Origin of the sequence: Kitasatospora sp. NPDC127121, from assembly GCF_042677305.1 — a bacterium.
Lineage (GTDB): Bacteria > Actinomycetota > Actinomycetes > Streptomycetales > Streptomycetaceae > Kitasatospora.
Genome location: NZ_JBHXTQ010000001.1, coordinates 342482 through 368618, shown reverse-complemented (window position 1 = coordinate 368618; position 26137 = coordinate 342482). Strand labels below are relative to the sequence as shown.

Here is a 26137-nt window from a genome sequence, read left to right as displayed (position 1 = left end):
GGAGAGGTACCCATGCCCTCGCCCCACAGCAGGATCAGTCTCGTACGGGTCCATGTCCCCGAGGCCCGTCAGAGTTCCCGCGAGATCGAGGAGGAGCTGCGCCGGCAGAGCCCCGGGGCCGCGCTGCCGGCGGGGCTGCTGGAGCACATGTTCGGGCTGCGCGAGCGGTGCGTGGCCGCGCCGGGGGAGCTGCCCTCGGACCTGGCGGCCCGGGCGGGTGCCGCCGTCCTGCGCGACGCCGGCCTCCCGCCGGAGGCGATCGACCTGCTCGTCTACACGGGGATCAACAAAGACCTCGACGAGCCGGCGACCGCGAACGTGGTGGCCGCCAAACTCGGTGTCACGGCACCGGTCTTCGACCTGATGAACGCCTGCAACGGCGTGCTCAGCGCGTTGGAGAGCGTGGACGCGCTGATCAGGCTCGGCTCCTACCGGCGGGTGCTGGTGGTCACCGGGGAGACACCCAGCCGGATCACCCGCTGGCGCATTCCGGACCGCGGCCGGCTCGCATCGGCACTGGCCAGTCTCACACTGGGCGACATGGGGGCGGCCGTGCTGGTGGAGGCGAGCGAACGGCCAGGCATCCTCGGCAGCCGCTTCTTCGCCAACCCGGCCGCGTGGCCGAGTGCGGTACTGCGCAGCCCGTACGCCACCGGCCGGATGCACGAGCTGGAGGTCGACGACGCCGCGTTGACGGCCTCCTTCGCGGAGCTGCGGGAACAGGCCTTCAAGGCCGCGGGCGAACTGATCGATTCCGTGGCCGACTGCGCGCTGTTCTGCGTCCACCAGCCCTCGGTGGCCATGGCCCGCGACCTCTGCTCCGCTGCGGGCATCCCCGCCGAGGCGGTGATCTCCACCTTTCCCGACTACGGCAACGTCGCCACCGCCACCATCCCGCTGCAGCTGGCACTCGCGCAGGAGCAGGGCCGGCTGCACGACGGCGATCTGGTGGGGATCCTCGGCCTGGCCAGCGGTACCAGCCTCGGCGTCATGGCCCTGCGGTGGTGAGCGCGGTCCCCGGGGCGACCGAGGAGCGGGACGCCTGGCCGGAGACGCTCGCCGCCCACCTGGCCGGCTGGGCCGGCCTGCAGCCGGACCGCACCGCGCTCGTCTGGCCCGCTCCGCGCGGCCGTTGGCACACCGTCGACTTCGCGACGCTGGAGGCCGCCTGCCGGGCGCGCATCCGTGAACTGCGCGAGGCGGGCGTCGGCGCCGGGCAGAAGGCCGTGGTGATGGCCCGCGACCCGTACGACCTGGTGACCACCGTGTACGGGCTGCTCGCCCTCGGTGCGGTGCCGGTGCTGATCGACCCGGCGCTGCCCCGTCCGGCGCTGCGGGCCTGTCTGGACGAGACGCGGCCCGAGGTGTTCATCGGCGACCCGCTCGCCCAGCTGGCCCGGCTGCTGCTCGGCTGGGCCCGCCCACACGTCACCGTCTCGCTGCTCACGGGCCGTCGACCGCGCGCGCCCAGGCCGGAGCCCGACCAGCCGGAGCCGCCGTGGCCGAGCCCGCCGCCCGCGGCCTCGCTCGCGCTGATCGCCTTCACCTCCGGCTCCACCGGAGTGCCCAAGGGCGTGGAGTACGAGCACCGGCAGCTGGCCGCCCAGGTCCGCTCCCTCGCCGGGCTGCTGGGGCTGGGCCCGGGCGAGGTACTGCTCGCCGGGTTCCTGCCCTTCGCCCTGTTCGGGCCCGCCACGGGCGCCACCACCGTCGTCCCGGCCGTGAACCACCTCAGACCGGCCCGCACCCGGGGCGCCGACCTGGCGCGCGCCGTCACCGAACACTTCGCCTCGGTGGTGTGCGCCTCCCCGGCGGTGCTGCGGGCCCTGGCCGGGGAGTGCGAGCACGGCCGACTGTCGCTCGCCCCGGTGCGGCTGGCCTGTTCCTTCGGCGCCCCGCCGTCCGAACGGCTGGTGCGTGCGCTGCGCCGGGCGCTGCCGGAGGAGGCGACGTTGCTCAGCGCGTACGGCGCCACCGAGTGCCTGCCGGTCAGCGTGATCGACAGCACCGAACTGGCCGCCGCGCACGCGGAACCGCGGCACGCCCACCGCGGGGTCTGCCTGGGCCGCCCGGTGCCCGGCATCGCGGCCCACATCCTGGTGCCGGTCGGCCCCGTGTCATACAACAGGCCGGTTCCACAAGGGAGTTACGGAGAGATCACGGTCGGCGGCCCGCAGGTCAGTCGGGCCTACCACGCTCGCCCGGGAGCGAACGCGGCCGCCAAGGTCGGCACCGGCGAGGACGTGCTGCACCGCACCGGCGATCTCGGCTGGCTCGACGAGAGCGGCCGGCTGTGGTTCCTCGGGCGCTCCGCGCACCGGGTGCACGGAACCGGGTTCGCACTCGACACCGCCGTGGTCGAGCGGATCGCCGACGCGGTGCCCGGCATCGGCCGCACCGCGCTGATCGGACTCGGGCCGGCCGGCCGTCAACGACCGGTGCTCTGCGTGGAGTTGGCGCCATCGGCGGCCAACTCGGCGACGGCCGTCCTCCAGGGGCTTCGGCACGCCCTGTCGGCGGTGCCGGGCGGCCACCGGATCGCCGCCGTCCTGCTCCACCGCCGGCTGCCCACCGACCCGAGGCACAACTCGCGCGTCGACCGCGACCGCCTCGCCCGCTGGGCCCGCCGCCGGCTGAGCCGACGACGCCCGGGCGGCGTGCCGGGAGGCGGGCGATGAGGGTCCTGGTCACCGGGGGCAGCGGCTTCCTCGGCCTGGAGCTGTGCCGCCGCCTCGCCGGGCGCGGCGACGAGGTGGTCTCGCTGAACCGCCGCCGGAGCCCGGAGTTGGAGCGGCTCGGGGTCCGCCAGCACCTGGGCGACATCGCCGACCCGCGTACCGTCCGGCGGGCCCTCGCCGGGTGCGAGGCGGTGATCCACAACGCGGCCCTGGCCGGCGTCCGGGGCCCCGAGCAGCCGTACCGCGCGGTCAACGTCGACGGCACCCGGCACGTCCTGACCGCCTGCCGCGCCCTCGGCATCCGCCAACTGGTCTATACCTCCACCGCGAGCGTGGCCTTCACCCCCGAGGGCGTCACGGGGGCGGACGAGTCCCTGCCCGGGCCCCGGCACCACTCGGCCGCCTACCCCCGTACCAAGGCCGAGGCCGAGGCGGCCGTCCTCGCCGCCAACGGCCCGGACCTGGCCACCACGGTGCTGCGGCCCCACCTGATCTGGGGGCCCGGCGACCCGCACTTCCTGCCCGCCCTGCTGCGGGCGACCGAAACCGGGCGACTGCTGATGCCGGGCCGCGGCACCAACCTCGTCGACACCTGCCACCTCTCCACCGCGGCCCACGCCCACCTGCTCGCGCTGGACCGGCTGCGACCGGGCCACCCGGCGGCCGGGCAGGCCTACTTCATCGCCCAGGGCGAACCGCGACCCCTGCGCGAGGTGGTGGCCAGGCTCCTCGCCGCAGCCGGACGCCGCGCGAGCTGGCGCCCGGTGCCCTACCCCGTCGCCCTGGCCGCCGCCGTCCTGGCCGACGCCACCACGACGGTGCTCCGCCGCCACACCGACCACGGCCTCAGCCGGTTCCTGCTCCACCAGCTCACCCGGCCGCACTGGTTCGACCTCACGGCGGCCCGGCGCGACCTCGGCTTCGAGCCGCCCACCACGTTCGACCACGCCATGGCCGAGCTGACCCGCCACCACCGCACCACCGGCGGCTGAGCCCTCCCCCTCACACTCCGGAAAGGAACGACTATGGACACGACGCTCTCCGTGGACGACGTCTGCGACACCGCCCAGACCCTGCTCGTCGAGCGGTTCGGCGTATCCGCCGACGCCATCAGCCCCGACGCCACGTTCGAGGAGATGGACGTCGACTCGCTCGCGCTGGCCGAGTTCGCCTTCGTGCTCCAGGACGAGTTCGGCATCCTGATCAGCCAGGAGGACGCCGACCGGCAGAGCACGCTCATCGACGTCGCCCGGATCGTCCAGGCCCGACTCGGCGACGCGACCGAACCCGTCGCGTGAACCGCCCCGAGATCGCCGTCACCGGCCTGGGGCTCGTCACCCCGGCCGGGTTCGGCACCGAGGAGACCTGGCAGCGGGTCTGCGCCGGCACACCCACCGCGTCACCGGACCCGGACCTCGACGCCGCCCCGGTGACGTTCTCCTGCCGCATCCCCGCCATGGACCTGGACACGGCGGTCGGGCGCAAGAAGGCCTGGCGGATCGGACGGTTCAGCAAGCTCGCGCTGCTCGCGGCCCGGGAGGCCGTCCAGAACGCGGGACTGGACACCGGCGGGTGGGACGGCGCCCGGGTCGCCGTCGTGCTCGGGGTGGGCTTCGGCGGCGCGCCGCACTGGGAGGACCAACTGCGCCGACTCCACCAGCGCGGGCCGGCCCACGTCTCGCCGACGGTGATCCCGATGGTCATCGGCAACATGGCCGTCGGCGAGGTGGCCCAGGAGTTCGGCGCGCGCGGCCCCACGCTCGCCTGCGCCACCGCCTGCGCCTCCGGTGCCACGGCGCTGGCCATCGCCCACGACCTGCTGGTCGCGGGGTCCTGCGACATCGTCCTGGCCGGTGGCGCCGAAGCCGCCCTCAGCCCGCTGGTGGCGACCGGGTTCCACCGGATGGGCACCCTGTCGGCACGCGGGCACGACGTACCGGGCGCCTCCCGGCCGTTCGCCGCCGACCGGGACGGCTTCGTCCTGGCCGAGGGCGCCGCCGTGCTCGTCCTGGAGCGCGCCGCGGACGCGAGGGCGCGCGGCGCCCGGGCGCGCGCCGTGCTCGCCGGACACGGCGCCAGCAACGACGCCCACCACCCGACCGCGCCGCCCCAGGGCGCCGCCGGTGCGGAACAGGCGCTGCGCACGGCGCTGCGCAGCGCGGGCCTGGGCGCCGGCGACATCGGCCACGTCAACGCCCACGGCACCTCCACCCCACTCAACGACGCCGCCGAAGCCGGCCTGATCGCTCGCGCCCTGCCGCACCAGCCCAGCGTCACCGCCCCCAAGGGCGTGCTCGGCCACAGCCTCGGCGCGGCCGGCGCGATCGAGGCGGCGCTCACCGTGCTGACCATCGAACGCGGGCTGGTGCCGCCGATCGCCAACCTCACCCCCGACATCGCCGAGTTCGACATCGACTGCGTCACCGGGACGGCGCGCCGGCAGCGCATCGACGCGGCGCTCAGCCACTCCTTCGGCTTCGGAGGCCACAATGTCGTCCTCGCCCTGCGCCGGGACTGACCCCCGGACGGGCGTGGTCCGAGCCACCCCGGCGCCGCCCGACGGCACCGGGGCCCGGCTCGGCGCACTCGTCGCCCGCCACCGCTGGGCGGTGCTGTGGACCACCGCCCTGCTGCTGGCCGTCGCCGCGGTCGTCGGGGCCGGGCTGCCCGCGCGGCTGTCCCACGGCGGCTTCACCAACCAAGGGGCCGAGTCCAGCCGGGCGCTCGAAGCCATCGAACACCACTACAACGCGGGCGGGACCAGCACGATCGTGGTCTTCCGCAGCGAGACCCTCACCGTGGACGACCTGGAGTTCGGCGAAGCCGTGCGCACCGCGCTCGCCGAGGTGCCCAGATCCGTGCTGACGGGTGCCCAGCACTACTGGAACACCGGCAAGCGGGAACTCCTCTCCACCGACGGGCACGCGGCCTGCGTGGTCGTCGGACTGGCCGGCACCGGCGACCAGGCCAAGACCGCCTCCTACGAGCGGCTGCGCCGGCTGCTGCACGCCGACGGACTCACCGTCGCCTACGCCGGGCAGGTCCCGCTCCAGGCCGACCTGGACCGCACCGTCGACGACGACCTCACCCGGGCCGAACTCTACGTCTTCCCCCTGCTGTTCCTGCTGCTGCTGCTCTTCTTCGGCAGCCTCGCCGCGGCCCTGCTGCCGCTGGCCGTGGCCGGCGCGAGCCTCACGCTGTCCTTCGCGGTGCTGCGCGTGCTCGCCCCACTGGTGCCGGTCAGCTACGTCACCCGCAACGTCGTCGTCATGATCGCTCTCGGGCTGTCCGTCGACTACGCCCTGTTCGTCGTCGTCCGCTTCCGGCGCGAGCTGCGCCACCGGGGCGACCCGCACCGGGCCGTGGCCGCCACCATGGCCACCGCCGGGCACACCGTGCTCTACTCCGCGACGGCAATCTCGCTCGCCGTCCTGGGCCTGACCCTGCTCCCGTTCCCCATCACCCGCTCCCTCGGCATCGGCGCCGCCGTCACCGTCGCGCTGGCCGGCGCCGTCAGCCTCACCATGCTGCCCGCCGTACTGGCCGTGCTCGGCCCGGGCGTCGAGGCCGGGTGCGTCCGGCTGCCGGGCTTCGGACGGGCCGGTCTCGGACGTGCCTGGGCGGAGGGCGAGGAGACGGGGTTCTGGTACCGGCTGGGCCGGAGCGCCGTCACGCACCCGTGGGCCTGGCTCACCGCCGCCGTCACGGTGATCGCCGTGCTGAGCGTCCCGGTCGTCGGCCTGCACCTCGCGGCGAGCGACCAGCGGACCCTGCCCGCCGGGGCGGCCAGCCGCAGAGCACAGGAGCAGCTGCACGAGGACTTCCCGGCGGCCGCGCTCGACCAACTCCAGGTCGTCGCCCACCTGCGGGACGACATCGGCGGCCAGCCGGGCAAGGCCGCACTGGCCCGCTGGCAGCAGCGGCTCGCCGGACTGCCGAACGCCCAGGACGTCCGGCTGCGCGTCAGCACCGCGCACAGCGCCATACTGACCGTCAGCACCGACGCGGCTCCGGACGCTCCCGCCGCCGAGCAACTGGTGCGCGCCGTGCGGGCGCTCGACCCGCCCGACGGCGGCAGCGTCCTGGTCGGCGGACCGGCCGCGGCCAACGCCGACGTCCTGGACACGCTGAAGGCCAGGCTCCCGGCGCTGGTCGGGTACCTGCTGGTGGTCACGCTCGGCCTGCTCTTCCTGGCCTTCCGGTCGCTGCTGGTCCCGCTCAAGGCGGTCATCACCACGACGATGTCCCTTGGCATCGCCTTCGCGGCCGTCACCTGGACCGTCCAGGACGGCCACGGCGCCCGGCTGCTGGGCCTTCAACCCACCGGGTACGTCGGCGCGTTGGAGGCCGCCATCATGCTGATGTTCGTCTTCGCGCTCTCCGTCGACTACGAACTCTTCCTGATCGCACAGATCCGCGAGCTCCACCGCGGCGGCATGGACAACGCGAGCGCCGTGGTGACCGGCCTCGGGCGCACCGGCGGGCTGATCTCGGCCGCGGCGGCCCTGATCGTGCTGGTCGCCGCGGCCTTCGCGACCAGCCCCGTCGTCACCGTGAAGGAGATCGCCCTCGGTGTCCTGGTGGCCGTGGCCGTCGACGCCACCGTGGTGCGCATGCTGCTGGTCCCCGCCACCATGCGCCTGCTCGGCGAACTCAACTGGTGGACACCGCGCTTGCGGCGGCCGGCGGCGCAGCTCCTCGACGTCCGTCCGGCCGGCGGTGGCGGTGGGCTCTGAGCGCCGGTGTCCTGCGCCGGAGATCCGGCGCAGGACACCAGGAGCAGTGCCGGTGGTCCGACCGGGCTACACGGCGGTGTCGATGACGGAGACCATGCCGAAGTGGTGGTGGGCGATGGTGAGGTCGCCCTGGGTGTCGCTGCCGGTGGGGGTGATCATGGCGGAGGAGACGGTGTACTCCCTCGGGCCGCCGCTCTGCATCAGGTAGGGGATGCCGATGGTGGCCGGGGTCTGCGGCCCGAGGGCGCCGAGCCCCGGCGGGACGGAGAGCCGGTAGACGGAGGGGATGGCGGGGTCGTTGTTCTCGTACAGCGCGGTGAGGCCGGGCGGGCGGCCCGCGGTGGGGACCTGGGTGTAGAAGGGGGTGGAGAAGGTGAAGTTCGCGGGGCTCTGGGTGCCGTCGAACAGGGTGCCGGCGCCGTTGTAGAAGTGGAACGGGATCTCGGCCGACGGACCTCCGGCGATCAGGGGGAGCTGGGGGGAGGTGAAGTAGAGGTTGGCGTTGCCGGGGGGCGGGGCGGCCAGGCTGGAGCGGACGAAGCCGAACTCCCACACGTTGCGGGTCAGATCGCTGTCCATGTCGGTGGTGTTGCTCGCGTCGGTGGTGAAGATCGCCCGGCCGATCGGGGGGATGTTGGGGGCGCCGGACAGCAGGGTGAAGGTGACCGGCACGGTCACGGCCGTGTTCGCCGGGAAGCCGTTGAACGAGACCTGGATGACGGAGGGCACGTCGGGCGCGCTGTTCTGGTACAGCCAGCGGGAGGTGCCGCCGCTGACGGACGGCAGCGCCGCGACGTTGGCGTAGAACGGGGTGATGACCTTCAGCGACACCGGTCCGGTGGCCGCGGTGCTGCTGAAGTTGCCGACCGTGACCTGCACGGTGGCCGTCCCGCCGCCCATGTAGGTGCCCGCGTCCGCCGAGCAGTACAGGTTCACGCTGTTCAGCACGTCCGGCCGACGGGTGCTGCCTGCGGGGGTCGCGGACCGGTCCTCGGCTGCGGCTGTCACGGGCACGGCTGCGCCCAGGCCCACCACGGCGGCACCCAGTCCTGCGGCCCGGAGGAGGCTTCGGCGTGCCACCGGTGCTGCCCCCGGCCCGCCGGACTCGTCCTCTTCGCGGATTCCATCGACCATGTCTGCGCCTCCATCGGCACGTAGCGGTGAAGCGGGCTCCTGGCCCAACGGCTCGTACACTGACATATCGTCATGTAGCTTTTTGGTCAACGCGCTTGACGGAATCTGTTCCGTTCACCGTGCCGGAGTCAACGCGGCAAGGGTGTACGCCTTCCGAACAGTGGCCACAGGAATGGCGAGCCCCCGGGCGGCGGACGGTGCCCGGGGGCTCGAGAGCGCGTGCTGTGCGCTCAGAGCGAGGCGAGGCTGAAGTCCACCTCGTGCTTCCCGGTCAGGGCCGTCACTCCGGTGTCGCAGGAGCCGGTGATGCCGGACAGGTCGAAGCTTCCCTGGTAGCTGTTGAGGGGCAGGAGGGTGCTGGTCACGTCCGTGATGCCGGTCTCGTCGTTGGTCACCTCGCTGCCACCCGAGTTGCCCTTCTCCCCGCCCTGGAAGGAGACGGTGGTGCGGCCGAGGTCCCTGTTGTTGACGTCGTACCAGGTGAAGGTCGCCGTTCCGGAGAAGGGGTGGTAGGACAGGCAGGAGAACGTCCCGGTGCCGACCGAGGAGATCGTGCCGTGGTCGACGTTCGAGTTGGTTCCGGCGGCGCTGTAACAGTCGTCGAGAGTGCCTTCGACCGTGTAAGAGTTCGATGCCGCCGCGTCGGTCACCGGGTTCTTGAACGTCAGCGTCACCGGCCCTGAGCAGGTCAGGTCTTTCAGTACCTCCGTGGCGTGCGCGGACCCGGCCGCCCCCGGGATCGCTACGGCCAGCAACCCGCCCGCGGCCGCCGCCACCATCAGACGCCTCATCGTGTGCCCCTCTTCCTGTTCGTCGGTGTAGTGCCTTGGCGCCAAGGATCGTCGGTACTCGATCAACCGGCATTTGTGCGGCACCGTCGCACTCCGTGTCTCACCCGGACAGCGGGACGGGGCGGCCAGGTGGTCGGTGCGGGCGCCCCGCCGCGGACGGGTCGGGTCACCCGATCCCCACTCCGGCGTCGCGGGAGGATCGTGGCCACAGCACTGTTTGAGCATGAGCTACGACGATTGGGTGACAGCCGGAGCCCGTGTGAGGCCTGCCCGCCCCCGGAGGGTGCGCGCCGCCCTCGGTTCCGGATGCCTCGCGGGGGCGCTGGTGCTGCCCGTCGGCGCAACCGCGCCCGCCCGGGACGCGACCACCCGGACCTTCACCACCGACGCCACGTTCACCGTCCCGGACGGTGTCACCGGCATCACCGTCACCCTCGTCGCGGCAGGTGCCGGGGGAGGTGGCGGGGGCGGCGGAGGTGGCACCGGCCTCTTCAAGAGCGGCGGCGGGGGCGGGGCGGGAGGCGGCGGCGGAGGAGGCGCCCGGGTCACCTGCACCCTGGCCGTCACCCCCGGCGACGTGCTGACCCTCACGGTCGGCAGCGGCGGATCCGGTGGAGCGGGAGGCGCCAGCGGTGAGGAGGCCGACCCGGGCGTCGACGGCGCCGACGGGGGCGCCGGCGGCCGGTCCACCCTCGCCGGCGGCGCAGTCGTCCTGGCAGCCGTGGACGGCGGGTCACGTCCCGGGGGCGGGGGCGGGGGCAGCGTGCTCGGCGGCGCCGGGGGTGAGGGAGGCCACGGCGGAGGCATCGTCCCCGCCTCCGCCTGCGAGGGCGGAGGGCCCAGCGGCACAGGCGGATCCGACGGTGACCTCGGCGCGGGTGGTGGGGAAGGCATCGACGTGACACCGGCCACCGTCGGTCAGACCGTCCCCGGCAGCACGGGCGGCGTGGGCGGCGAAGGCGGTGCAGCGGGGGCCCATGTGCCGGCCGCCTGCCCTGTGGGCACCGGCGACGGCGGGGACGGCGGGGACGGCGGCGACGGCCAGGACTACGTCGGCAACTTCGACGACCCCCAGACCCCCGGCGAGGACGGCACCGCGGGCACCGCGGGCGGCGGAGGCTGCATCACGCTCGTCTACTAGACCAGCGGGCTGGGCCCCGGCGCCGGGTTGATCGGCGTCGGGGCCCAGTGCTTCGTCAGGCCGCCGTGTCCGGGAGGCTCGTCCTGCCCGGCCCGAGCCTGCCGGGCACCGCCCGCTCCGCAGCGAGGGGCGGGGCTTGCGGCAGCGTGGCGGTGGGGCGCCCGTTCGGGATCAGGCGTCCTGCGCGGGGACGAAGGGGACGGGCATGGGCCTGGCCGTGGGGGTGGCCGTGGGCGTGGGGGTGCCCGTAGGTGTGGCGGTGGGCGTGGGGGTGGCGGTGGCGGTCGGGCTGGAGGTGGAGGTCGGTGTCGGTGTGGGGGACGGCGTGCCGGTGGGCAGCGTGATGGTGACCGTCCCGTCCAGCGTCATCGACTTCAGGCCGGTCGGGGTGCTGCAGGCCGTGAGGTCGATGTTGGACTTGACCGGGTCGAGGACCACCGTCCAGGTGGCGCCCTTGTAGCGGCCCGCGGTGATGCCGCCGCTGAGGGGGTTGCTCGACTTGAGCAGGTCCTGGATCGGCTGCATGTCCCAGGTGAAGTCGGTGGTGCCCGGGTCCTCCGTGGTGGGCTGGCCGTTCGCGGTCTCCCAGGTGACGCGCTGCAGGGTGCCGGGCGCGTTCTGGTAGCTGCCGGCCGCGCAGGTCACGCCGTTGCCGAGGCCGGTCCCCACGTAGTCGGCCTGGGTGATGGGGGCGTCACCGGTGCAGTTGAGCAGTTTGGGGTTGCCGAGGGTGGCCGTGATGTTGTCCTGGGGGACGAGGGTGAGGCCGGAGCTGAAGGTCATCGTGAAGTTGTCCTCACAAGTGATGACCTGGGGCACTCCGGCGGCAGAGGTGTCGTACACGAGCAGTCCGCCGACCAGGGTGCCGGCCGCGAGGGCGGCGGCCGCGATACCGATGGGGTGCTTCATGGGGTCGTGCCTTTCTTGGGGTGGGGGAACCCGGTGGTGCTGCGGGCCGGCTCACCCGGGGAGTCCGGGGGCCGGGGCTGTGGGACGGCTCGACGGGGTGGGGAACCCGGAGCCCGAGGGCCCGGCCGCTGCGGGGGAGCCGTCGTCCTCGCCGTCGCGCGCGAGGGTGAGGAGCGCCGTACCGCTGACCACCAGGACGGCGAGGACGTAGAGCGGGGTCACGGCCGGGGACTTGAACCAGTCGGTGGCCTCGGCGGTCAGGTAGGTGGCGAGGGTGCCGCCGAGGAGTCCGCCCAGCTGGTAGCCGACGGCGGTTCCGCTGAGGCGCACGCGGCTCGGGAAGAGCTCGGAGACCAGGGCCGCCTGGGGGGCGTACATCGCGGCGAAGCCCACCAGCGACAGCAGGTAGGCGAGCACCAGGACCGGAGGAGAGCCGAAGCGCAGCAGGGGCGCGAACGCGGCGGCCCAGACCGCCATGGTGATCGTCCCGGCCAGGCAGACCCGTCGTCTCCCGTAGCGGTCGGACAGCGCGCCGAAGAACGGGATCAGGGCGATCAACGCGAGCGGGGCGAGGAGCGAGAGCGCGATCAGGGCGTTGAGCGACAGGCCGGCGACGCGCAGCAGGGTGAGGACGTAGTTGAACGAGAAGCCGAAGAGCACGACGTCGGCTCCGGCGGTGATCGCCGTGGTGATGAGCAGCTGCCTGCGGTGCCGGGCGATCAGTTCGACGACCGGCCGCCTGGCGCGGGCCCCGGTGAGGGCGAGCGCCCGGAAGGCGGGGGTCTCCTCGATCCGGGCCCGGGCCCACAGCCCCACCACCACCAGTACGGCGGAGAGCAGGAAGGGCAGTCGCCAGCCCCAGGTCATGAACTGGGCGGGGGTCAGCGCACCGGAGACCGCTGTCATGGCCCCGAACGCCAGCAGGTTGCCCGCCGGTGCGCCGATCTGGGCCCAGCTCGACACCAGCCCCCGGCGCCCCGGTTCGGCGCACTCGTGCGCGACGACGGTGGCGGCCCCCCACGCACCGCCCAGGCCGAGCCCCTGGAGCAGGCGCAGCGTGACCAGCAGGAGGGGGGAGGCGAAGCCGATCTGGCCGTAGCCGGGCAGCAGCCCGACCAGGCCGGTGGAGGCCCCGGTCAGCAGCAGCGCGCCCACCAGGGCGGGGCGCCTGCCGTGGCGGTCGCCGAGATGCCCGAAGAGCGCCCCGCCGACCGGCCGTGCCACCAGCGCGGCCCCGTAGAGGCCGATGCCGGTGAGCGTCGCCGCGAAGGGCGAGAGGTAGGGGAAGAACTGGTGCTTGAAGACCAGCACCGAAGCGTTGACGTAGAGGAAGAAGTCGTACCAGACGAGCGTGGTACCCATGAGGCTGACGATGACCGAGCGGCGGACATCGCGCGTCGCGAAGCGCACATCGAACTCCATTGCGTGTGACTGCCGTCACTTCTAGCAATATTCCAGCGCCGGTGGCATCGCGCCACGCAGGCCGTCGCGGGCTGGACTATTCGCGTGCGCACCGCAGCTGTGCCCCGAACTCGGGAGGTCCGTCCGGGTGTCCGGCGCGGTCGGCCGGAGGTTGGTTCAACTCAGCGCCACCGCAAGGGGATTCGCGGTTTGTGTGGTCGACTCGACCTCTTGTCCGAATGCGGCGTTCAGGTTAATCCTGTCGCTGGTGAACCATGGTGGCGTGGAGTGGATTTCGACTGTCCGGCCGCCAGGACAATGCGACTTCCATTCGTATACGGCGAACCCGCGGGTCGGATTCAGGGAGAATCCGACTTTCACATCCGGCCCGTCGACCGCTCCGGCCCCCGCCGCCCCCGCCGAAGCGCTGGCGGCTGCGCCTGCCGGACACCCGTCGGCGACATCTCTGTCCACGGCGCTGTCCGCAGCTCGCCGACGCGGCTTCACCGGGCACACTCGGAAGATCACCAACGGCATCCGCGATCTTCGCCGGAGCCGAACGACGTGGCCAGCCACCCTTGGGAGGAGCCGGCATGAACCGGTCCCGGTTGACGGAGCAGTCCGACGTGGCATCGGGCCCTGACGGTCCGATCACCGTCTTGTCCGGCTACGTCCATCCGACGCGCGGACCGGTGACCTGCCCGGCGGCCCCGCTCGTGGCCGGGTGGCTCCACGAGCGCGGGTTCGCCTCCCGGATCGGTGCCGGCGGAATCCTGCCGGCGGGCCGGGGCGGGCGGCTGTTCGCCACGACCTACATCGACCTGGACGGGGCCGTGGTGGGGATCGCCGTGATCGCTCCGGCCCGCCAGGAGGCGGTGGCGGCGGAGGCCGTCCGGGTCTGGTCGGCCACGGTGCGGACCAGACGGCTGATCGTCTGCGCGTCGGAGCCCGCGTGCGGACCGACCCCGGTCGTCCCGTCCCAGCCCCTGAACCGGCTCGCCCCGTCCGCAGGGGGCGCGGGGCAGGCCGAGTGTCCGCGGGCGGCCGCGACGTGGGCCGCCGTCCGGCAGTACGAGGCTCGCGGGGACACCGTCCTCGTGCTCGGCGGCGGCGGTTTCGCCCCGGCTGGTCCCGCCGCGCAGCAGGCGGGGCGGGTCCGGGTGGCCGACGCGGCCGGGGCGCAGGCCCTGCGGTCCGTCGATCCCGAGCGGCTGTCCTTCGTCCAGCACCCGTGCTCGCCGGTCGAGGAGGTCGCGGAGATCCTCGGGGTGCTGCGCGCACGGTTTCCGCTGCTTCGAGGCCAGCACCCCGATCAGTGGTGCTACCGCTCCTCCGACCGGCGGCGCGCCGTCCGTGCGGTGGCGGAGTCCAGCGACCTGGTGCTGGTCTCCGCCGGCAGTGCCGTGGCGGCGTCGATCCGCTCCGGCACGTTCGTGGCGTTCAACGGTCTGAACGCCCTGCGGCCCGAGGAGATCGCGGCGGCGGCGACCATCGGCGTGATCGCCCCGCTGCGGGCCGCCGAGGGCGCCGGAGACGCGACGGACGCCGTGGTCGGGGCGATCGGCGGCCTGGGGCCGGTGAGCGTGGCCTACCACCGGACGGTCACGGAGGTCGCGACCGACGTCCTCGCGCGGACTCCACGCCGGCCCTGACGGAGAGAAGGCCCGGACGGTACGGCGGGCGCGAATCGTCAGGCACGCCCCAGGGCGGTGGCCCGTTGGATGAGGTGGTCCGCGGCCGGCCGTCGGCGGTGGGGGAGCAGAAGCCCGGGCATCCGCGCCCTGGCCAGGTGGGCTCGGCGGGAAGCCAGCAGCGGGTAGACGTCGAGGAACTCGTGCCAGGTGGCGCAGGCGGCTTCGATGTGCCCGGCCGCCAGCTGGCGCTCGGCCAGCCTGCTGAGGACGACGGCACGGGAGCGGGACTCGCCCCGGGGCCTGCGGGCGGCGGACACCTCCAGGAGCTTGATCGCCCCGGCAAGGTCGCCGAGTTCGACTCCGACGAGGGCCCGCTGGTGGTCCCACGAGGCGCGGTGGTAGTCGCCGACCGGCGGCGGCGGGCCCGTGGCGTTCGTGAGGAGGTCGCGGGCGTCGCCGATGTGGCGCAGCGCGGCCGTCCGATCGCCGACGGCGGCCTCGGACAGGGCGAGTTGCCCCAGGACGGAGGCGCGCAGCCGCGGCGCCGAGGAGCTGATGCGGCAGTCGGCGGCGGCTTGCGCCAGGCGCAGGCTCTGGCGCCGGTGGCCGAGTTCGTAGGCCTGGGTGGCCATGGCGCGCAGGGTCATCGCCTGGGCGGCCGTGTCGCCGGCGTGCCGGGCCAGGTCGAGGGCGAGGCGGTAGTACTGGCCGGCGAGGCCGTTGAGGTCGTCGTCGATGTGCATGAAGGCGCACAGGTAGCACAGTCGGGCGGTGGCTCCGAGGATGCCGAAGTGCCGGACGGGCGGGGCGGGTGCGGCGAGCATGGGCGCCGCCGTGGTCGCGAGGAACGCGGCGAGTGCGGTGCGGGCCTGGCCTCCGCCGTGGACGCGGTCGATCGCGGAGAAGACGGGCAGCAGCAGGGCGAGCGCGTCCGGCTGGGGCGGGGGCGCCTTTGCGCCCGCGGGTACCGGCGGGCCGGTCAGGGCTTCGGTCGGGCCTCCGATCGCGGCTTCGGTCGGGCCTTCGGTCAGGCCGGTCGGGCTGCCGGACGGGGCGGGCGGCGGCTGGTAGGAGAGGAGGTTCCCGTGGCGATCGGGTGCGGCGGCCGCCGCCGCGAGCCGCGCGAGCACCGCCGGGGAATCCGGCGTCGGGGTGTCCGGCGGCGGGTCACCGAATCCGGCGTCGGCCAGGGTGACGGGCCGTCGGAGCCGACGACCCAGCGCCGCGCAGACGAGGTGGGGGGCGGGCTTGCGGGGAACAGCTCCGGTGAGCCACTGGTGCACCGAGGCGCGCCCGTAGGCCCGGGCCCATCCGGATTCGGCGCCGATCTGATTGACGGCCCGGGCCAGTTGCTCTCCGGTCCATCGGGCTTCTTTGAGGAGTTCGCGAAGGCGGGCGTTCGGCACACGGCGGACGGCCATGTCTCTCCCGGCGGGTCGTCGACGCCGCGCTCACGGCGGCCCGGTCCGGCCTCCGCGGTACGCGGTCGCGCTGCGCACATCCCGCCATGCTATCCGCTCGCGGTGCCGCCGGGATACCCGAATGGGATTCCCAACTCGTTGTAATTCCTTGAAAGTTGACGCCCGGAAAAGCTTGACGGGCCGGCCGTCGAAAAGCGTCCGCGAGGGCGGCCGCAGACTCCACCATCGGTGATGTCGGGGCGTTTCCTTCGAACGTGCCCCAGGGTGGAGGCGGAATCCGTGATGTCCGGCCCGCAGCGTCCGCAGAGTCCCACGGCCACCGGAAAGTTCGTTCACATGTTCCCCGGGCAGGGGGATTTCAGTCTGACTCCGCTGTTGCGGACGCTTCCCCGCGTCGGGTCGCTGGCACGCGCGGTCGCCGAGGTCTTCGAGGAGGCCGACGTGGTCGCCGCCGAGTTCGGGGTGGCGCCGATCGGCCCCCGTCTGACAGGCGGCTCCTGTTCGGGTGACGGCTCCCGACTGACAGGCGGCTCCCCGCTCAGCGCCGGCGCGCTGGCCGCCGAGCCGCCCGGGACCGTACAACTCGCGCTGTTCGGTGTGTCCCTGGCGGTGCACCGCGCACTCGAAGCCGACGGCTGCCGGGCGCACCGCCTCGTGGCGGTCAGCTTCGGCGAGATCCCCGCGCTGACCGCGGCCGGATGCTGCTCGGTCGCCGACGGGGCCCGGCTGGCCTGCCGGCTCGGGCAGTTGCTGACCGGCCACGGCGGCGGCATGACACTGCTGGGCGCGGGCCCGGCCACAGCCCGCCGGCTGCTCGCGGCGGCCGGGCCGGGCACGGGCGTGGTGGTGGCCTGTGTCAACCACGGCGGGGAGACGGTGGTCTCCGGCCCGCTCGACGGGCTCGCCGTCGTCGAACGGTCGGCGACGGCGCACGGCGTGGGGGCGCAGCGGCTGCGGCTCCCGTTCATGAGCCACCACCCGGCTCTCGTCCACGAGGCCGGCGCGTTCGCGCACTTCGCCCGACGGCTGCGCCTGTCCCCGCCGCGCCGACCGGTGTACTCGGCGGTGGCCGGCCGGCTCTACCGCGCGGACAGCGACCTGCCGAGCGGGCTGTCCGCCTGCCTGGTCAGGCCCTTCGACCTGCCCGCGGTGTTCGGCGCGGCCCTGGCGGACGCCTCGCTGGTCGTCGAGGCGGGCACCGGCAGCACGCTGACGAACAGCGTGCGCAGGATCGACCCGCGGCAGGACGCGCTCGCGCCGGTCGCCGACGGCCCGTGGCCGACCGGCCCCCAGGCGCCGCTTCCGCCCCAGGCGTCGCTGGAGCCCCCGCGCTCCTGCCCGCCTCCCGCCACGCCGGGGGAGGGCACGTCGCACCACCACCACCCGACCACGACGGCCGCACGGGGGGACGCATGAACACCGAACGGAGGCCCGGCGAGGAGACCGACGCGATCGACGTCCTGACCCGCCTCTCGGCGCTGCTCCCTCCCCGGCGGGCCGCGGAGTTCGGCCAGCTCCTCGCGGACCACCGGGCCGAACACGGGGCGGCAGCCCTGCGCACGGACGTCAGCGCGCACCGGCGGCTGGCCCGCCTGGCGGCCTCGCTGCCGCCGGCGGCCGAGGTGGTCGCCGACGCGGACCTGCTGGCCGCGCTCAGCGAGGCGACGGCACTGGCGGATCCATCGCTCTATCAGACCTTCCTCTCCCACTACACCCTGTGCGTCGGCTCGCTGGTCCTCCTGGGGGGCAAGGCCGCGGACCCGGACGGCGCCCTCGCGCACGCACGCACCAAGGGCTCCTTCCTGGTCACCGAGATCGGCGACGCCGGCAGCCACCTCGGGATCCGCACCGAGGCCCGGTTCGACCCGGCCCGCCGCGCGTTCACGCTGCACACCCCGGACCACCGGGCCGCGAAGTTCTCCTCCGTCGCGGCGCTCGGCCTGCCCCAGCAGGCGGTGGTCTGCGCACGGCTGCTGACGGGCGCCCAGGACGGGGGAGTGTTCTCCTTCCTCGTCGACATCACCGGGGCCGACGGCCGCCCGGCACCGGGAGTGTCCGTCTCCGGCCCGCTCCCGGTGGGCGCGCTCCCGCTGCCCTACGGCCTCGTCCGGTTCCACGGCGCCCGAATCCCGTACGACCGCTGGCTGGCGGACGGGGCCGGGATCGACGCCACGGGCGTGCTGCACGACCCGCAGCCCAGCGCCGACGCCCGCCTCCAGCGGACCCTGAGCTGCGGCCAGGGGCTGTGGGCCACCCTGCCGTCCGCGATGGCGGGCCTGGCGGGCCGCAGCGCGGCGATGGCGTGGCGGTTCAGCGCGGGCCGCCGCTCGCACGGCCGGCTGGCGCCCGGGAGCCCGGTCCTGGACTACCGCACCCAGCAGCACGCCGTCGTCGGAGCGCTGGCCGCCGCCTTCTCCCTGCGCTGCACCGCCCGGGCGGCCCTGTCCACGTGGGCGGGGCTGCGCGCCGCAAGGCCCTCCGACGGGCCGGGCACGGCGATGACCTTCTCCCCCTGGGCCGCGGTCGACCGCTCGCTCGCCCTCCACAAGGCGCACAGCACCCGGGCCGTGGCGGACCTCGTCGACTCCCTCCAGCACCGCTGCGGGGTGTCGGGCCTCTTCGACCACAACCGGCTGCCGGGCTACCTCGGCTTCGCCCGCGCCTTCGACAGCGCCGGCGGAGACAACACCCTCATCCTGCTCGACGCCGGCCGCGCCCTCGCCGAGGAGCGGGCACGCCCTGATCGGCGGCCGTCCGGGCCGGGCCGGTTTCCGTCAGACCAGGGCCGGTTCCCGTCCGATCCGACCGACGCGGCGTGGTGGCCCGAGGTCGTCACCGCGCTGCAGGACCGGCTCGCCGACGACCTCGCCGCCGCGGCGTCGGCCCGTACCGAGGCGCTGCGCCGCTCGCCCCACCGTTCGCTCCACCGCGACCTGAACCTGTGGAACCCGCTGCTGGAGGACGCCCTGGAGCTGGGGGACGTCCAGGCCCGCCGGCTCGCGGCCGAGGCCGCGGTGGAGGGGAGTACCGCGCACGGGCACGGGTGGCCCGTTCCCCGGGCGGCCGACCTTGCCGCGCTCGACGGCCTGCGCCAGGCCCGGTGCCTGGCCGGTCCCCTGCTGGCGACCGGCGTGCTCACCCCCTCGGCCGTCCGCGCCCTGCCCGCCGCCATGGACGCCCTGTGCGACCGACTGCGTCAGGCCCTGCCGGACATCGTGGCCGCCCTCGACCCCGGGGCCGGCCTCGCCCGCACGGCCCTCGACGAGCCCGACTACGCCGCCGCGCTCCTGGCCGCCCACGGTGCCTCCGCCGGCGCCCCCGCCAATTCCTCCACCGGCTCCTCCACCGGCTCCTCCGATCGCACCGGGAGCACGTCGTGAACCGAAGGAAGCCCCCCATGACCGGCGTCCTGGGCATGGGCACGTACCTGCCTGCCGAGGTCCGCGGCAACCACGAGGTCGGCCCTCCCGCCGGTGTCTCGGCCACCTGGATCACCGAGCGCACCGGCGTGCTCGAACGGCATCGGGCCGCACCCGACGAGGCCGCCTCGGACCTGGCAGCGGCCGCCGTACTGGCCGCCTGCGAGGCCGCCGGCATCCCGCCGGACCGGCTCGACCTCGTCGTCGCGGCGACCTCCACGCCCGACGAACTCGGGCCGGCCACCGCCTGCCGCGTCCAGGCCCTCGCCGGCGCCGCCAACGCCGTCGCACTCGACGTCAGCGCGGCGTGCTCCGGCTGGCTGTTCGCGGCCAAGGTCGCGCACGCCTGGCTGGCCACGACCCCCGGCGCCCGGTACGCGGCGGTCGTCGGCGTCGAGGCCTACTCGAAGTTCGTCGACCCCGCCCACCGAGCCACCGCCGTCCTCTTCGCCGACGGCGCCGCCGCAGCCGTCCTGGGCCCCGTCGACGACGACGCCGGCTTCCACAGCTTCCGCCTCGGCTCGGACGGCCGCGGCGCGCACCACGTGCTGATCCCCGCCGGCGGCAGCCGGATACCCGCCGGCCCCGAGAGCCTGGCCGCCGGGCTGCACCACATCCACATGGACGGCCGGGTCGTGCGCGACTTCATCACCGAGATCTTCCCCCGCCTCGTCGACCAGGCCCTCACCGACCACGGCCTCGACCTCAAGGACATCGACGCCTTCATCACCCACCAGCCCAACCCGGTGCTCCTGCGCGCCGTCGCGGACCGGATCGGCATCCCGGCCGAACGCCTGCACATCACCGGGGACCTGACGGGCAACATCGGCGCGGCCTCCGCCCCCTTCGCGCTGGCCGACGCCGCCGCCCGCGGCCTGCTGGCCGACCGGGCCCGCGTGCTCGTCTGCGTCTTCGGCGCCGGCCTGACCTGGGGCAGCGCCCTGCTCACCTGGACGGGCGCCCGCTCCCTGCGCGCGCCTGTTCGGTCCAGCAGCGCCCAGGACACCCCCGTCCTGAACTCCCCCGCCCGGGACACCGCCGTCCAGGACGGCACCGCCCGGAACACCACCGACTGACGCCCCGCCGGAACCGGAGGAACCCCTCATGACCATCCTCAACCGCTTCCGCCTCGACGGCCGCCGCGCACTGGTGACCGGCTCCTCGCGCGGCATCGGCCAGGCCGTCGCCGTCGCGCTCGCCCAGGCCGGGGCCCGGCTCGCCCTCTCCGCCCGCACCGGGCCCGCGCTGAAGCACACCGCCGACCAGGTGGCCCGCTACGGGGGCACCCCCGTCCTGGTCCCCGGCGACCTCGCCGACACCGGGCAGGCCGCCATCGTCGACCAGGCCGCCCAGGCCCTGGGCGGTCTCGACATCGTCGTCCACAACGCCGGCATCCTGCCCACCAACCCCGACGGCAGCACCCTCCTCGCACCGCTGCAGCACCTCCCGCAGCACGTCTGGGACGAGGTGGTCGCGGTGAACCTCAACGCCACCGCCGCGATCTGCCGGCACGCCCACCCGTACCTGGCGCAGTCGGACGGTGCCAGCCTGGTGCTGATGTCCTCGGTCGCGGGTCTGGTCGGCACGCCCATGATGGAGGTCTACGCCGCGACCAAGGCCGCCCAGGTCTCCCTCGCCCGCAGCCTCGCGGCCGGCTGGGCCCGCAGCGGGATCCGGGTCAACGCGCTGTGCCCCGGCTGGGTGCGCACCGACATGACGGCCGCCGTCCACACCAATGCCGCGCTCACCGACTGGCTGCTGGCCCACGTGCCCATGGGGCGCTGGGCCGAACTGGAGGAGGTCGCCGCGGCGGCGCTGTTCCTGGCCTCGCCCGCCTCCGCCTTCCTCACCGGGCAGGCGATCGCCCTGGACGGCGGCCTCTCGGTCCCCGACGGCGGTCTTGCGGGCACCCCCAAGCCGCCCTCCCCGTTCGCTGCGGCATGACCTCGCCACCCTCCGCCCCCTTCCCCGGCCGCCGTGCCACGGCGGTGATCGCCGGTCTCGGCTCCAGCCTCCCGCCCCGGGAGGTGACCAACACCCAGGTCATCGCCCGGGGCGGCCTGGACACCACCGACGAGTGGATCACCGGCCGGACGGGCATCCACCGCCGGCGGCTGGCCGGACCCGGCGTCAGCACCGGGGACCTGGCCACGGCCGCCGCGCGCGCCGCGATCGACTCCACCGGCTCCCCGGGCCTGCGCCCGGACCTGCTCCTGCTGGCCACCACCACGCCGGACCGCCCCTGCCCGGCCACCGCACCGGAGGTCGCCCACCGCCTCGGCCTCGGACCGGTCCCCGCGTTCGACCTCGCAGCCGTCTGCTCGGGCTTCCTCTACGGCCTGGCCACGGCCTCCGCCCTGCTCCGCAGCGGCGCCTGCCGCACCCCCCTGGTGGTCGCGGCCGAGAAGTACTCGGCCATCGTCGACCCCTTCGACCGCGACACCGCACCGCTCTTCGGCGACGCCGCCGCCGCGGTGGTACTCCGCCCCGGGGACACCACCGAACCCGGGGCCCTGCTGGAGACCGACTGGGGCAGCGACGGCGGCGAGAGCGACCTGATCACCGTGGCCGCAGGCGGCTCTCGACTCCCCGCCACCGAAGCCCCCGGGCGCGGCGACCGCTACTTCCGGATGCGCGGGCGCCAGGTCTACGCCCACGCCGTACGCCGCATGGCCGCCTCCGCCGGGGCCGCCCTGGCCGCGACCGGCTGGCAGGCCCGCGAGGTCCAGGCCTTCATCGGGCACCAGGCCAACCAGCGGATCCTGGACGCCGTCGCCGACCGCCTCGGCATCCCGCCGCGGCACCGCTTCGGCAACATCCGCGACGTCGGCAACACGGCGGGCGCCTCCGTACCGCTCGCCCTCGCCGACGCCGCCGCCCGAGGGGCCTGCCGCCCGGGCGCCCCGACCCTGCTCACCGCCTTCGGCGGCGGTCTCACCTGGGCCTCCGCCACCCTGCTGTGGCCGGACGCACCCGTACGGACGGCCGTCCCGGAACCCCGGCCCCGGCGCCACGACCATGACCGCGACCACGACCCCGCCCCCGACCCCGACCACGACCACGAGGAGGTCAGCCCACCGTGAACCCCGTCCGCGAGCACCTGGTCACCCTGCTCACCGAGAAGTTCGACACCCCCTCCGACACGATCGGCGACGACGCCGCCCTCGACGAGCTCGACCTCGACTCCCTCGCCCGGATCGAACTCGTCGTCACCCTCCAGGAACACTGGGGCGTCGCCCTGGACGACGACCTCGACTCCGCCGCCGACGTGACGGTGGGCCAGCTCGTCGACCGCATCCACGCCCTGCTCGCGCAGCCCGTCCGGCCCGTCGCCTCCGTCCGGCCCGACCCGTCCGTCGACCCCGAGCAGCCGCCCGGCCCAGCCGCATGAGTGCGGCCCGCCCACCGCTCGCCGTCACCGGGATCGGCCTGGTCACCCCGGCCGGTCACGGGGCGGAGCCGACCTGGCGAGGCGTCCTCGACGCCCGCAGCACCGCCGCACCCGATCCGGCGCTCGCCGGGCTCCCCGTCGTCCTCTCCTGCCGGGTCCCCGGCGACTCCGCCGCGCTGGTCGGCGGCCGCCAGCCCTGGAGGCTGGACCGCGCCACCCGCTTCGCCATCGCCGCCGCGCGGGAGGCCGTCGCCGACGCGGGCCTCGAACCCGCGCGCTGGGACGGCGCCCGGGTCGCCCTGGTCCTCGGCTCCGCCGCCGGAGGAGTCGGCAGCTACGAACACGCGGCGGAACGACTCCGCACCCTGGGCCCCTCCGCCGTGTCCGCACTGGCGCTCCCCGCCTTCCTACCGAACATGGCAGCAGCTCAACTCGCCATCGAGCTCGGCACGACGGGCCCGGTGCTGCACACCGCCACGGCCTGCGCCTCCGGGGCCGCCGCCATCCACACCGCGGCCCTGCTGCTCCACACCGGAGCCTGCGACATCGCCCTGGCCGGCGGCACCGACGCCATGATCACTCCGGTCTGCGTCGCCGGATTCGCCCGGATGAAGGCGCTCTCCCGCAACACCGACCCCGCCCGCGCCTCCCGCCCGTTCGACGCGGACCGCGACGGCTTCGTCATCGGCGAGGGAGCGGGCTTCCTCGTCCTGGAACGCCGGCCGGACGCGACGTCGCGGCAGGCCACGCCCAGGGCCCTGCTGGTCGGCACCGGAACCGCCGCCGACGCCTACCACCCCGTCGCACCGCACCCGGAAGCCCGTGGACTCGAAGCGGCCGCCCGGCTGGCCCTCGCCGAGGCCGGCGCCGGCCCCGACGACGTCGACCACGTCAACGCCCACGGTACGAGCACCCCGCTCAACGACTCCGCGGAAGCCCGCCTGATCGACCGGCTCTTCGCCCGGCGCCCCCCGTCCGTCACCTCCGTCAAGGGCGCGCTCGGCCACACGATGGGCGCCGCCGGTGCCATCGAAGCCGCCCTGACGGTGCTCACCGTGCAGCACCAACTCGTCCCCGCCACCGCGGGGTTCGCCCTCCCGGACCGGGACACCGGCGCGATCGACCTGGTCCACGACGGCCCCCGCCGCCAGCGCCTCCACCTCGCACTGAGCACCTCGGCCGGATTCGGCGGCCACAACACCGCCCTCGCCTTCGCCCCCGCCGCCACCTCCGGGAGCTGACAGCGGGACGAGGACGCAAGGCGCATCAGCCGTTCAGGAAAGAACTGGATCATTCGGCGCGTCCCGCCTTACGGTGGCGCCATGAGCGATCACCCCGAAGCACCTGTCGTGCCCGTCGAGGCCTATGAACCCCCCTACTACCTGGCCGTCTTCACGACAGTGCGAACCCAGGACCAGAGCGGTTACAGCGAGACCAGCGCACGCATGGAAGACCTGGTGAAGGACGTCCCCGGGTACCTGGGGATGGACCACGCCCAGACCCCTGGCGGCCTGGGCATCACCGTCGGGTACTTCCGCGACGCCGACGCCCTCACGGAGTGGCGGAGCAACGTCGAGCACCGCGCGGCGCAGAAGCGCGGGCAAGCCGAGTGGTACCAGAACTACACGCTGCACGTGGCGAAGGTGGAGCGCAGCCACGGCTTCAGCCGAGCGTAGGGCGGTTTCCAGGGTCCGCGGGGCCCGATAGCGGGCTGACCGGCTCTCGTCGTCCAGGCGGGCCGCGATGGTCAGGGGCCGGACCGAACCGTGTCGCGGGTCTGGACAGCGGTGCGGGGGTCGGCCAGTCTTCACCAGCATGACCCTCCCGCTCCCCGAGCACGTCTCCGGTGCCGCGCGCACCGCGCTTTTCGAAGCCGTCACCGCCGTCGGCGACGAGGCCGTCGCCCTGCTCGCCGGCGGCCGCGGCGACACCCCGATACCCGGCGCCGAGTGGACGGTCGGCGAGGCCGCCGCCCACCTGGCGATGGCCAACGAGCTGATGGCCGCACTGGCCGCCGGCGAGGAACGGCCGTACGGGGACGGCACTCCGGGTTCGCTGGCCGCCGCGAACGAGGCCTCGCTGGCCAGGCGGCCGGAGCGGGACCTGACCGTGCTCGCCGGGGAGATCGCCCGGCAGGCAAGGGAGTTCACGGCAGCGGCCGGCGCGCGCGGCGGCACCGAGCCGGTGCTGACCCCGCTTGGCCCGATGGACCTGGACACCCTCGGCGCCTACCTGCTGACCCACATGCTGGGCCACCTCTACGACATCGCCATCGCGCTCGGGCGGCCGCACCCGCTCGACCGGCACCGCGTCGGGCTGACGATGCCCTTCCTACAGATGGCGATGCCACGGGTGCTGGACGCGCGCGCCGCGGCCGGCCACAGCGCCTGCTACCGGCTGCGGGTGCGCGGCCTGGGCGGGTTCGCGGTGACCTTCACGGACGGTGCCGCCGTGGTGAGCCAGGAGCCGCCGCGCCGCCCGGACTGCACGATCCTCACCGGCCCGGTGGCGTTCTTCCTCATCGCGCTGGGCCGCTACACCGCCACCGGCGCCCTCGCCCGGGGCAAGGTGCTCGCGTGGGGACGCCGGCCGTGGCTGGCCCCGGGCTTCCCCCGGCTGTTCGCGGCCCCCTGAACCCGCCTGCCGACCGGGCGTCGGCCGCCGCCCGTGTCACACCGACGCATCGTGACGTCATGTGGTGGCGCCCAGGGGCGGACACGTCAGACTGTCACTGGTCCGTTCTGCGGGTTGAGATCCCGGACAGGAGAGCAGCACGTGAGTACAGCGCACGCCGGCCCAGGTGACTACAGCCAGGTGCCGAATCCGGAGCAGGCCCTGAAGTATGCAATTCGGCATATTGCGGGTGACCGTGTCGAGATCGTCGAGGGAGTCATCACCCCGGTGTCACCGTCCTGGGCCCACGAGAGCGCTGTCGACCTGATCCGTGAGCAGATCGGCCCTCGCATGCGCGAGCTCGACCTCCGTGCCGGCTCCGGGAACCTCGACCTGCCCGGCACGGAGAACTTCTACGTGCCGGACCTGGCCGTCGTGCCCGCCGAGCTGGCGAAGACGGAGGGAGCGCTCCTCCCGGACCAGACCGTGCTCGTCGTCGAAGTGACATCACCGTCGAACGGTGAAACCGACAGGACCGCCAAGCGCCGGCGCTACTCGCAGTTCGGTGCGCCCGTGTACCTCCTGGTCGACCGGCAGGAACGCACCTGCACGCTGCTCTCCCAGCCGGGCCGGCTCGGCTACACCCGGGTGGAAGGACCGCACCCCTTCGGTACCCCCCTGCAGCTACCGCCTCCGCTGAGCCTCGAACTCGACACGGCGGGTCTCTGAGTCGGGGAGCCGAGAAGCCGGGGAGTCGGCCGGGCGGCGGGTCGGCTCCGTGGCCTGACTGGGGGTTCGGTGAGCCGATTGCCCTGCGGTGACGGCCCGTCAACCCTGGGTGAATTGGGTGAAATATTATCGAGTTTTAC

The 26137-nt window shown here is 74.4% G+C and carries 23 protein-coding genes; 18 read left to right on the top strand and 5 right to left on the bottom strand.

Translation table 11 applies throughout. The features are described from left to right. Positions 1-12: 12 nt before the first annotated feature. From ACFVHI_RS01450 to ACFVHI_RS01425, 6 genes are read left to right on the top strand one after another with little or no spacing between them, the layout of a single operon-like run. Positions 13-1008: a 3-oxoacyl-ACP synthase III family protein gene (locus ACFVHI_RS01450; RefSeq protein WP_380334567.1), complete on the top strand. Its 996-nt coding sequence runs from the start codon at positions 13-15 to the stop codon at positions 1006-1008. Beyond that, on the top strand, positions 1005-2678 hold the full coding sequence (locus ACFVHI_RS01445; RefSeq protein ID WP_380334564.1) for an AMP-binding protein: 1674 nt from the start codon (positions 1005-1007) through the stop codon (positions 2676-2678). Before ACFVHI_RS01450 ends, ACFVHI_RS01445 begins: the two co-directional genes overlap by 4 nt. Beyond that, positions 2675-3670: an NAD-dependent epimerase/dehydratase family protein gene (locus ACFVHI_RS01440; RefSeq protein WP_380334561.1), complete on the top strand. Its 996-nt coding sequence runs from the start codon at positions 2675-2677 to the stop codon at positions 3668-3670. Before ACFVHI_RS01445 ends, ACFVHI_RS01440 begins: the two co-directional genes overlap by 4 nt. 33 nt (positions 3671-3703) lie before the next feature. Continuing rightward, positions 3704-3976 (top strand): acyl carrier protein, encoded by a 273-nt coding sequence (locus tag ACFVHI_RS01435; RefSeq protein ID WP_079136475.1) that lies wholly within the window; start codon positions 3704-3706, stop codon positions 3974-3976. Beyond that, a complete protein-coding gene (locus ACFVHI_RS01430; RefSeq protein ID WP_380334558.1) occupies positions 3973-5196 on the top strand; it encodes a beta-ketoacyl-[acyl-carrier-protein] synthase family protein in 1224 nt (407 codons plus the stop codon). Before ACFVHI_RS01435 ends, ACFVHI_RS01430 begins: the two co-directional genes overlap by 4 nt. A gap of 13 nt (positions 5197-5209) precedes the next feature. Continuing rightward, positions 5210-7414, top strand: a complete 2205-nt coding sequence (locus ACFVHI_RS01425; RefSeq protein WP_380334555.1) for an MMPL family transporter — start codon at positions 5210-5212, stop codon at positions 7412-7414. 66 nt (positions 7415-7480) lie between these two features. Here the strand turns inward: ACFVHI_RS01425 and ACFVHI_RS01420 are convergent, their stop codons facing one another. Beyond that, positions 7481-8548, bottom strand: a complete 1068-nt coding sequence (locus tag ACFVHI_RS01420) for a hypothetical protein (protein WP_380334553.1) — start codon at positions 8546-8548, stop codon at positions 7481-7483. A 230-nt stretch (positions 8549-8778) separates the two neighbouring features. Beyond that, positions 8779-9339: a hypothetical protein gene (locus ACFVHI_RS01415; protein ID WP_380334550.1), complete on the bottom strand. Its 561-nt coding sequence runs from the start codon at positions 9337-9339 to the stop codon at positions 8779-8781. Positions 9340-9562: 223 nt separating this feature from the next. Here ACFVHI_RS01415 and ACFVHI_RS01410 point away from each other — a divergent pair, with 223 nt between their 5' ends. Then, on the top strand, positions 9563-10480 hold the full coding sequence (locus ACFVHI_RS01410; protein ID WP_380334547.1) for a hypothetical protein: 918 nt from the start codon (positions 9563-9565) through the stop codon (positions 10478-10480). Positions 10481-10651: 171 nt separating this feature from the next. On the opposite strand, the gene ACFVHI_RS01405 is transcribed toward ACFVHI_RS01410, so the two are convergent. Together ACFVHI_RS01405 and ACFVHI_RS01400 are read right to left on the bottom strand one after the other, a co-directional pair. Beyond that, entirely contained in the window at positions 10652-11389 is a 738-nt protein-coding gene (locus tag ACFVHI_RS01405) for a hypothetical protein (RefSeq protein ID WP_380334544.1), read from the bottom strand. Positions 11390-11440: 51 nt separating this feature from the next. Beyond that, positions 11441-12751, bottom strand: coding sequence for an MFS transporter (locus ACFVHI_RS01400; protein ID WP_380334541.1), 1311 nt, complete (start codon positions 12749-12751; stop codon positions 11441-11443). A 632-nt stretch (positions 12752-13383) separates the two neighbouring features. Between ACFVHI_RS01400 and ACFVHI_RS01395 the strand changes: the two genes are divergently transcribed. Further along, complete coding sequence (locus tag ACFVHI_RS01395) at positions 13384-14442, top strand: hypothetical protein (protein ID WP_380334538.1); 1059 nt, start codon at positions 13384-13386, stop codon at positions 14440-14442. 38 nt (positions 14443-14480) lie between these two features. Here the strand turns inward: ACFVHI_RS01395 and ACFVHI_RS01390 are convergent, their stop codons facing one another. Next, positions 14481-15845 (bottom strand): tol-pal system YbgF family protein, encoded by a 1365-nt coding sequence (locus tag ACFVHI_RS01390; RefSeq protein ID WP_380334535.1) that lies wholly within the window; start codon positions 15843-15845, stop codon positions 14481-14483. A gap of 375 nt (positions 15846-16220) precedes the next feature. Here ACFVHI_RS01390 and ACFVHI_RS01385 point away from each other — a divergent pair, with 375 nt between their 5' ends. The 10 genes from ACFVHI_RS01385 (at position 16221) to ACFVHI_RS01340 (ending at position 25997) form a co-directional block, all read left to right on the top strand. Further along, positions 16221-17261 carry an acyltransferase domain-containing protein gene (locus tag ACFVHI_RS01385; protein WP_380334532.1) on the top strand — a complete coding sequence of 347 codons (1041 nt, stop codon included), beginning with the start codon at positions 16221-16223 and terminating at the stop codon, positions 17259-17261. Next, entirely contained in the window at positions 17258-19225 is a 1968-nt protein-coding gene (locus ACFVHI_RS01380; RefSeq protein ID WP_380334530.1) for a hypothetical protein, read from the top strand. Before ACFVHI_RS01385 ends, ACFVHI_RS01380 begins: the two co-directional genes overlap by 4 nt. A gap of 17 nt (positions 19226-19242) precedes the next feature. Beyond that, positions 19243-20340, top strand: a complete 1098-nt coding sequence (locus ACFVHI_RS01375) for a 3-oxoacyl-ACP synthase III family protein (protein ID WP_380334527.1) — start codon at positions 19243-19245, stop codon at positions 20338-20340. Positions 20341-20368: 28 nt separating this feature from the next. Further along, positions 20369-21208: an SDR family NAD(P)-dependent oxidoreductase gene (locus tag ACFVHI_RS01370; RefSeq protein WP_363367558.1), complete on the top strand. Its 840-nt coding sequence runs from the start codon at positions 20369-20371 to the stop codon at positions 21206-21208. Next, positions 21205-22347, top strand: a complete 1143-nt coding sequence (locus ACFVHI_RS01365; protein ID WP_380334523.1) for a beta-ketoacyl-ACP synthase 3 — start codon at positions 21205-21207, stop codon at positions 22345-22347. Before ACFVHI_RS01370 ends, ACFVHI_RS01365 begins: the two co-directional genes overlap by 4 nt. Then, positions 22344-22655: an acyl carrier protein gene (locus tag ACFVHI_RS01360; protein ID WP_380334520.1), complete on the top strand. Its 312-nt coding sequence runs from the start codon at positions 22344-22346 to the stop codon at positions 22653-22655. The genes ACFVHI_RS01365 and ACFVHI_RS01360 overlap by 4 nt, the downstream gene beginning before the upstream one ends. Further along, the gene (locus tag ACFVHI_RS01355) at positions 22652-23896 is read left to right on the top strand and encodes a beta-ketoacyl-[acyl-carrier-protein] synthase family protein (RefSeq protein ID WP_380334517.1); all 1245 of its coding nucleotides are present in this window, start codon (positions 22652-22654) and stop codon (positions 23894-23896) included. The genes ACFVHI_RS01360 and ACFVHI_RS01355 overlap by 4 nt, the downstream gene beginning before the upstream one ends. An 81-nt stretch (positions 23897-23977) precedes the next feature. Beyond that, a complete protein-coding gene (locus ACFVHI_RS01350) occupies positions 23978-24331 on the top strand; it encodes an antibiotic biosynthesis monooxygenase family protein (protein WP_380334514.1) in 354 nt (117 codons plus the stop codon). Positions 24332-24470: 139 nt separating this feature from the next. Further along, the gene (locus tag ACFVHI_RS01345; RefSeq protein WP_380334512.1) at positions 24471-25289 is read left to right on the top strand and encodes a maleylpyruvate isomerase family mycothiol-dependent enzyme; all 819 of its coding nucleotides are present in this window, start codon (positions 24471-24473) and stop codon (positions 25287-25289) included. 141 nt (positions 25290-25430) lie between these two features. Then, positions 25431-25997 (top strand): Uma2 family endonuclease, encoded by a 567-nt coding sequence (locus tag ACFVHI_RS01340; RefSeq protein ID WP_380334509.1) that lies wholly within the window; start codon positions 25431-25433, stop codon positions 25995-25997. Positions 25998-26137: the final 140 nt, after the last annotated feature.

What these genes read in the sequence shown, in the direction of transcription:
- ACFVHI_RS01450 (WP_380334567.1), top strand. Translation starts at nt 13, where the DNA reads ATGCCCTCGCCCCACAGCAGGATCAGTCTCGTACGGGTCCATGTCCCC.
- ACFVHI_RS01440 (WP_380334561.1), top strand. Translation starts at nt 2,675, where the DNA reads ATGAGGGTCCTGGTCACCGGGGGCAGCGGCTTCCTCGGCCTGGAGCTG.
- ACFVHI_RS01435 (WP_079136475.1), top strand. Translation starts at nt 3,704, where the DNA reads ATGGACACGACGCTCTCCGTGGACGACGTCTGCGACACCGCCCAGACC.
- ACFVHI_RS01420 (WP_380334553.1), bottom strand. Translation starts at nt 8,548, where the DNA reads ATGGTCGATGGAATCCGCGAAGAGGACGAGTCCGGCGGGCCGGGGGCA.
- ACFVHI_RS01415 (WP_380334550.1), bottom strand. Translation starts at nt 9,339, where the DNA reads ATGAGGCGTCTGATGGTGGCGGCGGCCGCGGGCGGGTTGCTGGCCGTA.
- ACFVHI_RS01410 (WP_380334547.1), top strand. Translation starts at nt 9,563, where the DNA reads ATGAGCTACGACGATTGGGTGACAGCCGGAGCCCGTGTGAGGCCTGCC.
- ACFVHI_RS01405 (WP_380334544.1), bottom strand. Translation starts at nt 11,389, where the DNA reads ATGAAGCACCCCATCGGTATCGCGGCCGCCGCCCTCGCGGCCGGCACC.
- ACFVHI_RS01400 (WP_380334541.1), bottom strand. Translation starts at nt 12,751, where the DNA reads ATGGGTACCACGCTCGTCTGGTACGACTTCTTCCTCTACGTCAACGCT.
- ACFVHI_RS01395 (WP_380334538.1), top strand. Translation starts at nt 13,384, where the DNA reads ATGAACCGGTCCCGGTTGACGGAGCAGTCCGACGTGGCATCGGGCCCT.
- ACFVHI_RS01390 (WP_380334535.1), bottom strand. Translation starts at nt 15,845, where the DNA reads ATGGCCGTCCGCCGTGTGCCGAACGCCCGCCTTCGCGAACTCCTCAAA.
- ACFVHI_RS01380 (WP_380334530.1), top strand. Translation starts at nt 17,258, where the DNA reads ATGAACACCGAACGGAGGCCCGGCGAGGAGACCGACGCGATCGACGTC.
- ACFVHI_RS01375 (WP_380334527.1), top strand. Translation starts at nt 19,243, where the DNA reads ATGACCGGCGTCCTGGGCATGGGCACGTACCTGCCTGCCGAGGTCCGC.
- ACFVHI_RS01370 (WP_363367558.1), top strand. Translation starts at nt 20,369, where the DNA reads ATGACCATCCTCAACCGCTTCCGCCTCGACGGCCGCCGCGCACTGGTG.
- ACFVHI_RS01365 (WP_380334523.1), top strand. Translation starts at nt 21,205, where the DNA reads ATGACCTCGCCACCCTCCGCCCCCTTCCCCGGCCGCCGTGCCACGGCG.
- ACFVHI_RS01355 (WP_380334517.1), top strand. Translation starts at nt 22,652, where the DNA reads ATGAGTGCGGCCCGCCCACCGCTCGCCGTCACCGGGATCGGCCTGGTC.
- ACFVHI_RS01350 (WP_380334514.1), top strand. Translation starts at nt 23,978, where the DNA reads ATGAGCGATCACCCCGAAGCACCTGTCGTGCCCGTCGAGGCCTATGAA.
- ACFVHI_RS01345 (WP_380334512.1), top strand. Translation starts at nt 24,471, where the DNA reads ATGACCCTCCCGCTCCCCGAGCACGTCTCCGGTGCCGCGCGCACCGCG.